The sequence below is a fragment of the Prevotella rectalis genome, assembly GCF_900607215.1.
In the GTDB taxonomy this organism is placed as follows: domain Bacteria; phylum Bacteroidota; class Bacteroidia; order Bacteroidales; family Bacteroidaceae; genus Prevotella; species Prevotella brunnea.
This window is the reverse complement of the sequence record NZ_LR027820.1, coordinates 749,882-761,687: the sequence shown is the minus strand read 5'-3', so window position 1 is coordinate 761,687 and position 11,806 is coordinate 749,882. Positions and strand designations below refer to the sequence as shown.

The 11,806-nt window shown below is 41.4% G+C and carries 13 protein-coding genes and 1 pseudogene; 13 read left to right on the top strand and 1 reads right to left on the bottom strand.

Annotated elements, in window-relative coordinates:
• The 11 genes and pseudogenes from E0E16_RS14595 to E0E16_RS04165 form a co-directional block, all read left to right on the top strand.
• Positions 1-102: pseudogene (locus E0E16_RS14595) on the top strand (IS30 family transposase); the annotation flags it as partial.
• A gap of 166 nt (positions 103-268) precedes the next feature.
• Positions 269-619, top strand: a complete 351-nt coding sequence (locus E0E16_RS04210; protein ID WP_130829072.1) for an NADH-quinone oxidoreductase subunit A — start codon at positions 269-271, stop codon at positions 617-619.
• Positions 610-1,491 (top strand): NADH-quinone oxidoreductase subunit B, encoded by an 882-nt coding sequence (locus E0E16_RS04205; RefSeq protein ID WP_130829070.1) that lies wholly within the window; start codon positions 610-612, stop codon positions 1,489-1,491. Before E0E16_RS04210 ends, E0E16_RS04205 begins: the two co-directional genes overlap by 10 nt.
• Before the next feature lie 14 nt (positions 1,492-1,505).
• Complete coding sequence (locus E0E16_RS04200; RefSeq protein WP_130829068.1) at positions 1,506-3,080, top strand: NADH-quinone oxidoreductase subunit D-related protein; 1,575 nt, start codon at positions 1,506-1,508, stop codon at positions 3,078-3,080.
• Positions 3,081-3,124: 44 nt separating this feature from the next.
• Complete coding sequence (gene nuoH / locus E0E16_RS04195; RefSeq protein ID WP_130829066.1) at positions 3,125-4,234, top strand: NADH-quinone oxidoreductase subunit NuoH; 1,110 nt, start codon at positions 3,125-3,127, stop codon at positions 4,232-4,234.
• Between the two features lie 28 nt (positions 4,235-4,262).
• Positions 4,263-4,796, top strand: a complete 534-nt coding sequence (locus E0E16_RS04190; RefSeq protein WP_130829064.1) for a 4Fe-4S dicluster domain-containing protein — start codon at positions 4,263-4,265, stop codon at positions 4,794-4,796.
• A 13-nt stretch (positions 4,797-4,809) separates the two neighbouring features.
• Positions 4,810-5,352 carry an NADH-quinone oxidoreductase subunit J family protein gene (locus E0E16_RS04185; protein WP_130829062.1) on the top strand — a complete coding sequence of 181 codons (543 nt, stop codon included), beginning with the start codon at positions 4,810-4,812 and terminating at the stop codon, positions 5,350-5,352.
• Entirely contained in the window at positions 5,349-5,657 is a 309-nt protein-coding gene (gene nuoK, locus E0E16_RS04180) for an NADH-quinone oxidoreductase subunit NuoK (protein ID WP_130829060.1), read from the top strand. The genes E0E16_RS04185 and nuoK overlap by 4 nt, the downstream gene beginning before the upstream one ends.
• A gap of 9 nt (positions 5,658-5,666) precedes the next feature.
• Positions 5,667-7,691 (top strand): NADH-quinone oxidoreductase subunit 5 family protein, encoded by a 2,025-nt coding sequence (locus E0E16_RS04175; RefSeq protein WP_130829058.1) that lies wholly within the window; start codon positions 5,667-5,669, stop codon positions 7,689-7,691.
• A 4-nt stretch (positions 7,692-7,695) separates the two neighbouring features.
• Positions 7,696-9,207 carry a complex I subunit 4 family protein gene (locus E0E16_RS04170; RefSeq protein WP_130829056.1) on the top strand — a complete coding sequence of 504 codons (1,512 nt, stop codon included), beginning with the start codon at positions 7,696-7,698 and terminating at the stop codon, positions 9,205-9,207.
• 11 nt (positions 9,208-9,218) lie between these two features.
• A complete protein-coding gene (locus tag E0E16_RS04165) occupies positions 9,219-10,658 on the top strand; it encodes an NADH-quinone oxidoreductase subunit N (protein WP_130829054.1) in 1,440 nt (479 codons plus the stop codon).
• On the opposite strand, the gene tnpB is transcribed toward E0E16_RS04165, so the two are convergent.
• Positions 10,659-10,955 (bottom strand): IS66 family insertion sequence element accessory protein TnpB, encoded by a 297-nt coding sequence (gene tnpB / locus E0E16_RS04160; RefSeq protein WP_255418135.1) that lies wholly within the window; start codon positions 10,953-10,955, stop codon positions 10,659-10,661.
• Here tnpB and E0E16_RS13485 point away from each other — a divergent pair.
• Both E0E16_RS13485 and E0E16_RS14240 read left to right on the top strand, forming a co-directional pair.
• Complete coding sequence (locus tag E0E16_RS13485; protein ID WP_165444175.1) at positions 10,935-11,156, top strand: hypothetical protein; 222 nt, start codon at positions 10,935-10,937, stop codon at positions 11,154-11,156. The two genes, tnpB and E0E16_RS13485, sit on opposite strands and share 21 nt — an antisense overlap.
• Positions 11,157-11,375: 219 nt before the next feature.
• On the top strand, positions 11,376-11,806 hold a 431-nt coding region (locus E0E16_RS14240), incomplete at its 3' end, for a transposase (protein WP_255418099.1).

The window sequence follows — 11,806 nt, the reverse complement described above, 5'->3', positions numbered from 1 at the left end:
GACAAGAGAATTATGTCGATACAAAAGAAATTGAACGAAAGACCGAGAGAAAAATTAAACTTTTCTACTCCAAAGTGTGAATTCTTCAAATACGTTTTATAATTTTGCACTTGCTGGTTGACTCTGCGTGATCGGTTCAGGTTTATGCATCGGATATATTTTTTAAGTTTCTTTGCATCTTTATAAAATAATTTTGTATCTTTGCAGCCGTTTTGAAATGATTTAGATAAAACGAACTGCGCAATAAAATAATAGCTATATAAAATTTATGTATTATACACTATTTATCACCGTTTTCCTGACGGCAGTCTTCTTGGTTGTAGCGGCATACGTTACTGCAAAGTTGATAGGTCCTCGTTCGTATAATCCATCAAAGGGCGAACCATACGAGTGCGGTATTCCAACGTATGGACAGTCATGGCTTCCTGTGCATGTGGGCTATTACTTGTTTGCTATCCTTTTTTTGATGTTCGATGTAGAGACCGTCTTCGTTTATCCTTGGGCAGTGGTTGTGAAAACGTACGGTACTTTGGCACTGGCAACCATCGGTTTCTTTATGCTGGTGCTGGTATTTGGCTTGGCTTATGCTTGGCGGAAAGGAGCACTTGAATGGAAATAAGAAAACCAAAGATAAAGGCTATGCCTTATGACGAGTGGAAAGATAATGAGACACTCGAGCAAATGGCAAAAGACCTGAATGAGGGAGGAACAAATCTCATTTTGGGAAATTTGGATCAGTTGATTAATTGGGGACGCAGTAATTCACTTTGGTCGCTGACTTTCGCAACATCGTGTTGTGGTATAGAATTCATGGCAGTGGGTTGCGCGCGTTACGACTTTTCTCGCTTTGGCTTTGAAGTTACTCGTAACTCTCCTCGGCAAGCGGATTTAATTATGTGCGCAGGAACCATTACGCATAAGATGGCGCCGGCTTTGAAACGCCTTTATGATCAGATGGCTGAACCAAAATACGTAATAGCCGTAGGTGGTTGCGCAATCTCAGGTGGTCCGTTTAAGGATAGTTATCATGTGATGCGAGGAATCGATGAAATAATCCCTGTTGATGTATATATCCCAGGATGTCCTCCTCGTCCCGAAGCAATCATCTATGGCATGATGCAGCTACAAAGAAAAGTGAAGATTGAAAAATTCTTTGGAGGTGTGAATAAAAAACAAAATTCCGAAGAACGATTACTTGGTAAAAGTAATTCTGCTATCATCTTTGATGAAAAGTTGGGCATCTCACCGGAAGCGATAAAAGAAAAGCGTGAGGCAGAATGGGCAGAAGCGTTGAAACCCACACCAAAGCCGACACGCCCAACTCCCACTTCAAGTAAAAGTGAAGCAAACGCCGGTAAAAAGAATGACGTCATTGTTGTAAATCAACCCATAACAAAAAATGATGTAGAAAAGTTGAGCAAGGAATTGGATCAACTCAATGCTAAAACGACAGCCAAATCTGGTGATAACAATGCGACAGCAGCTAAATAATAAGGTGCGAGAAAATGAAATTAGAGAATAAAGAATTCGGTTTTGATAGTTTTGCCAAAGAGATGGCACGACTCAGAGATGAACAGCATTTCGACTACCTTGTTACCGTAGTGGGAGAGGACTTCGGCAAAGACGAAGGACTTGGCTGCATCTATATTTTAGAGAATACGCAAACCCATCATCGATGCTCAGTAAAGCAACTTGCGAAACAGATAGGAGATAATTACGTAATTCCTACTGTAAGCAAACTATGGATTGATGCCGATCTCCTTGAGCGTGAGGTTTACGACTTCTTCGGTATAAAGTTTTTGGGACATCCGGATATGCGCCGTCTTTTTTTAAGAAACGATTTCGTAGGCTATCCACTTCGTAAAGACTACGATATGAGTCCCACCAACAATATGTATACCACAGAAGATGACATTGAGTTGGATACCACCTCAGAATGGAATTTGAGTAGGGACGGCAAGCTGGTGGAAACAAAGCACAAACTGTTCACAGAAGACGATTTCGTAATCAATATCGGACCTCAACACCCTTCCACTCATGGCGTGCTTCGATTGCAGACTGTACTAGATGGTGAGAAAGTGAAGAGAATTTACCCACACTTGGGATACATTCACCGAGGTATAGAAAAGATGTGCGAATCATACACTTATCCACAGACATTAGCTCTTACCGACCGTATGAACTATTTATCGGCAATGATGCATCGTCATGCCTTGGTGGGTGTCATTGAAGAGGCAATGGGAATAGAGTTGTCGGAACGCATATTATACATTCGTACTATCATGGACGAGCTACAGCGTATTGACAATCACTTGCTGTACACATCTTGCTGTGCACAAGACCTCGGCGCTCTTACCGCCATGCTTTATGGCATGCGCGATCGCGAACATGTTTTGAATGTGATGGAGGAAACAACGGGTGGGCGTCTTATCCAGAATTATTATCGAATCGGAGGCCTACAAGCGGATATAGATTCAAATTTTGTGCAAAACACAAAGGAACTTTGCAAATATCTTCGTCCGATGATTCAAGAATATCTTGATATCTTTGGAGATAACGTAATTACGCATCAGCGATTTAGAAATATCGGAATCATGAATCAGACTGACTGCATAAACTATGCCGTTACCGGACCGGCAGGTCGTGCCAGCGGTTGGAAAAATGATGTTCGCAAATATCATCCTTATGCGGTCTATGACAAAGTTGATTTTGAGGAAGTCGTAATGGGCAATGGTGATTCCATGGATCGCTACTATTGCCATATAGAAGAGATGTACCAGAGTTTGAATATTATTGAACAGCTTATTGATAATATTCCGGAAGGAGACTATTATATTAAGCAAAAGCCGGTTATCAAAGTTCCGGAAGGACAATGGTATTTCTCCGTAGAAGGAGCCAGTGGTGAATTTGGAGCTTATCTTGATTCACGTGGCGAGAAGAGTGCTTATCGTTTGAAATTCCGCCCAATGGGATTGACATTGGTTGGTGCGATGGACAAGATGTTGCGAGGACTGAAAGTTGCCGATTTGGTGACAGTGGGAGCTGCACTCGACTTCGTAATTCCCGATATCGACCGTTAGAAGTGAGTTAAGATCATAGTAATGAATTAAGAAAAATCATATACATGTTCGATTTTAGTATTATAACGAATTGGTTCGACCATCTACTCAGAATTACTTTGGGGTTGGGCGATTTTTGGACCATTCTTATTGAGTGTGTGGTAGTGGGATTGGCAATTATCATAGGTTATGCACTTCTCGCTATCATCCTCATATTTATGGAACGTAAGGTCTGTGCTTATTTCCAATGTCGCATCGGTCCGATGCGCGTGGGGTGGTGGGGAACCTTACAAGTTTTGGCAGATGTGCTGAAAATGCTTATCAAGGAAATCTTCACGGTGGACAAGGCTGACAAGTTGCTCTATTATTTGGCACCATTCCTTGTTATAGTCGCTTCGGTGGGAACTTTCTCTTTCCTTCCTTGGAATAGAGGAGCGGGAATATTGGACTTCAATGTTGGAGTTTTCCTTGTTACCGCTATTAGTTCAATTGGAGTGCTCGGAATATTTATGGCAGGATGGGCGAGCAACAATAAGTATTCCGTACTTTCGGCCATGCGAGCTGCTGTTCAAATGATTTCCTATGAATTATCATTGAGTATTTGTTTGATTTCTGTAGTTATCCTGACAGGAACAATGCAGATTTCCGGAATAGTGGAGTTTCAAACCGGTCCTTGGAGATGCCTTTTGTTCCAAGGACATATCCCTGCTATTATGGCATTCCTCGTCTTCTTAGTTGCCGGTAATGCAGAAGCTAATCGTGGACCTTTTGACTTGGCGGAAGCTGAGAGCGAATTGACCGCAGGTTATCACACGGAATATAGTGGTATGGGATTCGGGTTTTATTATCTTGCCGAATACCTTAATCTCTTTGTAATTTCGGGATTGGCTGCCACAATGTTCCTTGGTGGATGGGCGCCGATTAATATCGGAGTAGAGAGCTTTGATAACATCATGAACTTAATTCCGGGTATAGTTTGGTTCTTGGGGAAAGCGTTTTTCGTGGTTTTCCTGCTCATGTGGGTGCGTTGGACTTATCCTCGTTTGCGTGTTGACCAAATCTTGAAACTCGAATGGAAGTATCTGATGCCTTTGAGTCTTATTATTCTTATAATAATGACAGTTTGCGTTGCATACGGTTGGATTAATCCTTTCCGTTTCGATTCGGTGTTATAAAGTTGAATCTTAAGAACTTATATTTCTAATGAAAAATAAACAATCATATTTCGGTGAAGTAGGAGCTGCTCTGAATACATTGATTACAGGTCTGAAGACTTCCATGAAGGAGTATTTTACACCTAAATCAACTGAGCAATATCCGGAAAACCGTTTAACAACACTGCACGTTGCCAAGCGTCATCGTGGGCGACTAATCTTTAAACGTGATGAATCCGATAATTACAAGTGCGTTGCCTGCTTGATGTGTGAGAGGGCTTGTCCAAATGGAACTATACGAATAAAGAGTGAGATGCGAACCGATCCTGAAACAGGGAAAAAGAAACGTCATTTGCTGGATTATCAATACGATTTGGGTGATTGCATGTTCTGTCAACTTTGTGTCAATGCTTGCAATTTTGATGCCATTGAATTTACCAACGACTTTGAAAATGCAGTATTTGATCGAACAAAACTCGAACTTCATCTGAACGAAGAGGTTTATAAAGGCGGTTCACTACCAAATATCATTGATGGTGGTGCGGATTGGAAGGTAGGAACGTTTAACACTAAAACCAAATAAAGGAAATAAAGTTATGGCTAAATTAATTATATTTGCGATTTTGGCTGTGGTGATACTCGCTTCTGCGGTATTCTGCGTGTCAACGAAACGTATTATGAGAGCGGCAACCGCATTGTTGTTTGTTCTTTTTGGGGTAGCGGGACTTTACTTCCTGCTTGATTATACTTTCCTTGGCGCAGCCCAAATCAGTATCTATGCCGGTGGTATAACTGTTATGTATGTGTTTGCCATTCAATTGGTCAGCAAGCGAACTTTGCAAGGCTTATCTGAACGATGGTTAGGCAAGAAAACCATATTGGCTGCAGCTATCTCCATACTTGGAATTGGAACTATCTTGTGTGTGTTTTTAAAAAACCAAGCTCTTACAGGGCTTGTTTCTAAGCCGGGTTGCATGAATGGAGAACTCTTGATGGATATTATCGGAAAGAATCTTATGAGCGCAGATAAGTATGGTTATGTGCTTCCATTTGAGTTTATCTCGGTATTCTTGTTGGCTTGTATCATCGGTGGTTTGGTAATCTTGAATATACGTAAAAATGAGGAGGTAGAGGAATGATACCGGTAGAATATTTTTTCATCCTTAGCGGATTATTATTTTTCATCGGAGTTTTTGGTTTCGTAACTCGTCGTAATCTTATTGCGATGCTTATCTCCGTAGAATTAGTATTAAATAGCGTTGATTTAAATTTTGCAGCATTTAATCGGTTTCTTTATCCGGATGGATATGAGGGTTTCTTCTTTACTCTATTCTCCATTGGTGTGAGTGCTGCTGAATCCGCTGTCGCATTAGCTATAATTATTAATGTTTACCGTCATCTACACAGCGATCAGGTGAACAGTATTGAAAATATGAAATTATAAGAAAAGATTATGTTTGATTACGCATTTTTGATACTTCTTCTTCCTTTCCTGAGCGCAATTGTTTTGGGATTGTTCGGGATGAAGATGCCGAAACCGGTAGCAGGTATCATTGGAACATGTGTGTTGGGTGTGCTCTTTGTCATGAGCCTTTATACTGCTTACAACTATTTCTTCTATACTGGTGAATATACCGCTATGGGGGAGACCTACAAAGTTGTGGAAGGTCGATTGGCATCCGGCGTTTACCCCACAGTAACTGTCTTCAATCTTACATGGTTGAAGTTTAGTGAGTTATTAACATTTAACATAGGGCTTCGCTTGAACCCCATCAGTGTGATGATGCTAATTGTTATCACTACTGTGAGCTTTATGGTTCATATCTATTCGTTTGGCTATATGGCGGAACGCGATAAGAACTATAAATTTGAGGGATATGAACACGGATTTCAGCGTTTCTATGCATTTCTGTCGTTGTTCTCCATGTCTATGTTGGGACTTGTTGTATCTACGAACATTTTCCAAATGTATCTCTTTTGGGAGTTGGTGGGGGTTTGCTCTTATTTGCTTATTGGCTTTTATTATCCAAAGCATACGGCTGTTCATGCTAGCAAGAAAGCGTTTATTGTTACTCGCTTTGCCGATCTGTTCTTCCTAATTGGTATATTGTTCTTCAGTTTCTATGTGGGGACATTCAATTTCGATCTCTCTGTTGATGGCAGTCTTACAGATAAATTGGCGGCAGTTGCTTCTGATCCACAAACAGCTTGGGTTGTTCCCACTGCTCTTTTCTTGATGTTTATTGGTGGCGCAGGTAAATCAGCCATGTTTCCACTTCATATTTGGTTGCCGGATGCCATGGAAGGTCCTACTCCTGTTTCGGCATTGATACACGCTGCGACGATGGTTGTTGCCGGTGTGTTCCAAGTTGCTAGTATGTTTCCTATCTATATCAAATTCGGTGGAGTAGAACAGTTACATTGGATCGCCTACATTGCTGCGTTTACTGCATTTTATGCAGCAGCTGTCGCTTGTGCACAGCGAGATATTAAACGAGGCTTGGCATTTTCCACCATTTCTCAGATAGCCTACATGCTTGTAGCACTTGGGGTTTGTTATTCGATGGACAATGAAATAGGTGGGCTTGGTTATATGGCTTCAATGTTCCACTTGTTTACCCATGCCATGTTCAAAGCTCTGCTCTTCCTCTGCTCAGGAGCAATCATCGTAATAATTGGGAGCAACTTCAAGGAGTATATGGGAGGGTTACACAAATATATGCCCATAACCAATATTTGCTTCCTCATTGGTTGTATCGCAATTTCCGGTGTTTGGCCTTTTGCAGGCTTTTTCTCTAAGGACGAGATAGTTTCGGCTTGTTTCCAATTCTCACCGGCTTTGGGTTGGTTCATGACATTAGTTTCAGGAATGACAGCCTTCTATATGTTCCGACTTTATTATGTTATTTTCTGGGGTAAATCTTATTATGAGGAAGATCCTGAAAATCGTAGAAAACCACAAGAGGTTCCATTTGTAATGTGGGGACCTTTGGTATTTCTCTCTATTATATCGATATTCGCCGGTTGGATACCATTTGGTCATTTCGTTACGGCAACCGGACAGACAGCTGAAATTCATTTGCAACATTTCCAGTTCTCCAGTGTCGCTTGGTTCAGCCTTTTGGCCGCTGCGATTGGTATTGCGCTGGCTACATGGATGTATATGCCTAAGAATAACACGGTTGCAGATACACTCGCCAAGAAGATGCCAAGGCTTCACAAGGCAGCTCTCAACAGGTTCTATATTGATAGTGCTTGGCAATTCTTTACTCATCAAATCGTCTTTAAGTGTTTCTCAATTCCAATCGCTTGGTTTGATAGAAGCGTTGTAGATGGCATGTTCAATTTCATGGCATGGGGTACACAAGAAGCCGGTGAGAGTATCCGTCCTTGGCAGAGTGGTGATGTGCGCCATTATGCCGTATGGTTTATAACTGGAACAATAGCTTTAACATTAGTAATACTTTGCTTGATATAAGGAAATGAGTTGGATATTAACAATATTTGTAGTAATCCCGGTACTGATGCTCTTTGGGCTGTGGGTCGCAAAGAATGATAATCAAGTACGTGGTGTGATGGCAACCGGTGCCTCACTATTATTGATTGGAGCAATTTGGCTGACTGTTTATTTTGTTCAACAACGAAACGCCGGAAATACCGATACAATGTTATTGGCAAATTCGGTGATGTGGTTTGAACCTTTGAACATAGCCTTTGCAGTGGGAGTGGATGGCATTTCCGTTGTGATGATTTTACTTTCCGCTATCATCGTTTTCACTGGAACTTTTGCAAGCTGGCAACTCGAGCCTATGAAAAAAGAATATTTTCTTTGGTTCGTATTACTTTCGTCAGGAGTCTTTGGTTTCTTCATATCCACGGATATGTTCACGATGTTTATGTTCTATGAGGTTGCGCTAATCCCTATGTATCTTTTGATTGGGGTGTGGGGAACAGGTGCCAAGGAATATTCTGCAATGAAGCTAACTCTAATGCTTATGGGAGGTTCCGGACTACTTATCTTCGGCATCCTCGGCATCTATTATTTTAGCGGTGGTACAACAATGGATGTAGTTCAATTGGCTGCAATGCATGCAATACCTAAAAATATTCAAAACATTCTTTTTCCATTTGTGTTTATAGGTTTTGGTATTCTTGGTGCTCTTTTCCCATTCCACACATGGTCTCCTGATGGTCATGCGTCTGCCCCGACGGCCGTATCTATGCTGCATGCAGGTGTGTTAATGAAGCTGGGAGGGTATGGTTGTCTCCGCATCGCAATGTTTATGATGCCTGATGCACTTGAGTTGTGGGCACCTATATTCCTCGTGCTGACTACCATTTCTGTTGTTTATGGAGCATTATCTGCTTGTGTTCAGACGGACTTGAAATATATCAATGCTTACTCCTCTGTTTCGCATTGCGGTATGGTACTCTTCGCATTGCTAATGTTAACACAAACGGCGATCACCGGTGCTATCCTTCAGATGCTCTCACATGGTTTGATGACAGCACTTTTCTTTGCTTGTATTGGTATGATATATCATAGAGCAGGGACTCGTGATGTTCGCTATCTCGGTGGTCTTATGAAAGTAATTCCTTTCCTTGCAGTTTCGTATGTGGTTGCTGGTTTGGCAAACCTTGGATTACCCGGTTTCTCCGGCTTCGTGGCTGAAATGACAATTTTCGTTGGTTCCTTTGAAAATGCCGGTATGTTCCATCGCGTATGTACCATTATTGCCTGCACATCCATAGTCGTAACCGCAGTATATATATTAAGAGTTGTGGGTAAGATTTTATATCAGGCAATTCCAAACAAAAAGTTCCTTGAGTTGCATGATGCGACATGGGATGAACGTTTTTCTATTGGCGTTCTAATCTTTTGTGTTGCCGGCTTAGGTCTTTTTCCACTATTCTTTGAGAATATGATAATTAATGCAGTAGGACCAATTTTCGATCACATCGTTGCTTACGTACCTACATTAGGTAATCTTTAATAACTGGCGAAATGAATTATAGTGATTTCTTTAAAATGATACCGGAGGCAAGTCTTGTTGCCATCCTAATAATTCTTTTTGTTGCTGATTTTATCTCTGCAAACAAAGAAGACCGCAAGTGGTTCAATCCGCTGGCTTGTATGTTGATGATTGTGAATACCATTGTTTGTCTTGCACCAATGGATTCTCAAAATGCTTTTGGGGGAATGTATGTAACATCCCCCGCAGTTGATGTAATGAAAGCCATTCTTTCATTAGGGACTTTTATCGTTCTGCTGCAAAGTCGGGTTTGGGCTGTGAAAAGCAAGAAAGAAGGCGAGTTCTATATGCTTATCGTTTCCACCCTTTTGGGAATGAATATGATGATGAGCGCAGGTAACTTCCTGATGTTTTTCCTTGGGCTCGAGATGGCTTCCGTGCCATTGGCATGCGCTATAGCTTTCGACAAGTATCGCAAGAATTCTGCCGAAGCTGCTGCGAAGTTCATCATTACCGCTACTTTTTCAAGTGGGGTGATGCTTTATGGAATTAGTTTTCTTTATGCAGCTTACGGAACATTCTATTTTGATGATGTCGCAACTAAGATGCAGCCCAACCCACTCACGGTGATGGGGTTAGTATTTTTCTTCAGTGGTCTTGGCTTCAAGATTTCCCTCGTTCCATTCCACTTTTGGACCGCAGACACTTATCAAGGCGCGCCAACCACCATTACTGGTTATTTGAGCGTAATCTCAAAAGGTGCCGCAGCTTTCACCTTGCTGAGCATTTTGTTCCATGTCTTTGGAGGGATGATGGAGTATTGGCATGTCATGATGATGATAGTGATAGCCTTGACGATAACTATAGCCAACCTATTTGCCATTCGTCAAAATGAGCTGAAACGATTTATGGCATTCAGTTCTATTTCACAAGCGGGCTATATTATGCTTGCGGCTTTAGGTACGGATTGGAATACATCGGTTGCATCTTTAAGCTATTATGTCTTGATTTATATTGTTGCCAATATGGCCGTATTTACCATTATATCCGTAGTGGAACAGAACAATGGTGGGAAAACAAATATTTCTGATTATAATGGTTTCTATAAAACGAATCCACGCCTGAGTTTCTTGATGACACTCGCAATGTTTTCGCTGGGTGGTATTCCGCCTTTCGCCGGTATGTTCTCCAAGTTCTTTGTATTCATGGCAGGTGTGAAAGGAGCTGATATTACTTCTACGTACGGAGCATGGATTTATGGGATTCTCCTGATTGCGTTACTCAATACGGTTGTTTCTCTTTATTATTATTTGAAGATTGTAAAGGCGATGTACATCACACATTGTGATAATCCCTTGCCAACTTTTAAGAGTGATGGAAATACTAAATTCGCGCTTGCAATATGCACTTCAGGTATCGCTCTTTTTGGTCTCTGTAGCCTCGTTTACGAATGGATTGCAGCGGCAATATAATCAAATTAAGGGATAGGGCGGGAGATAAGTACAAATCAACATAGACCCTAATTCCTTCAACATAGAGTACCAATTCGTTCCAGCAGAGTTCATAAAATCCGGCATCCTGCCGTATGATTTTAGAACTCTTGCTGATAATACCATCCGCTTGTGATAGGCGACAAATCCAAAACATTTCCAGTACAGTAACTTGATTCGGCTATGGGATCGATTGTAGATAACATAGGCAATACCACCAGAAGGGTTGAAATCATTGCTGCGTACTAATTGGGACAGATGAAGAGTCCTCAGACACATATCCACAGGAGTGCGACAAACTCGAAAAACATTTGTTTCGTTGAGTACAAACATAAAGTTCTTAGAATAAAGGTAGTAAGTGGAGATGCCACACAAAAGCGACTGATATTGGATGCTTACGGTACTGACATCAGCGCCATCACCGATAAAAGAATTAAAAGCATTCTGAAAAAACAAACAGGAGACCAAGGGGAAAATTAAATTTAACCAATAATGTCCTAAATTTTCTTCATTCATCCATTCAAAGCTTACCTTTTGCTTTCCAAAAGCTAAGTTTTTGCAATGCAAAAGGTCATGGATCGGAGTACAAAAGCTTACCTTTTAAATAGCAACTAATATCACCTTGAGGTACTGTCCTATAAAAGTGTGTAAGCTCCTTTTTTCTTATCTTTGTATTTGTAAACCATAAAAAAGAAAAAAATGAAACTTACACATTCGCAAATTTCGGAAATTATTTCGAATTACACAAGCAGCAGCGAGGGTTTTGTTACCCTTCAGTCATTAATCATGAACTCCCTGATGTATCATGAACGAGAGTTGTTCGTCAGCGAAAATGCCCATGAGCAATGCAATGGCTTCCGTTCCCGCCGTTGGTACAGTCACGGCTTTGAGTTCTCGCTCCGTATTCCGCGCAGTCGTAGCGGGAGCTTCTATCCCATTCTCTTAGGGTTGATACGCAGCGAAAGCGAGGAACGTGCCAAATTGTTCAACCTCCTCTACACCAAAGGTCTTACCACGGAGCAGATAGGCGAGATTTCCAATTGCGTCTATGGTCGTTCCTACAGCAAGCAGCAGGTATCGCATCTTGCCGGTAGCTGCCGTGAGGACGTCGAACGGTGGCTTTGCCGTAG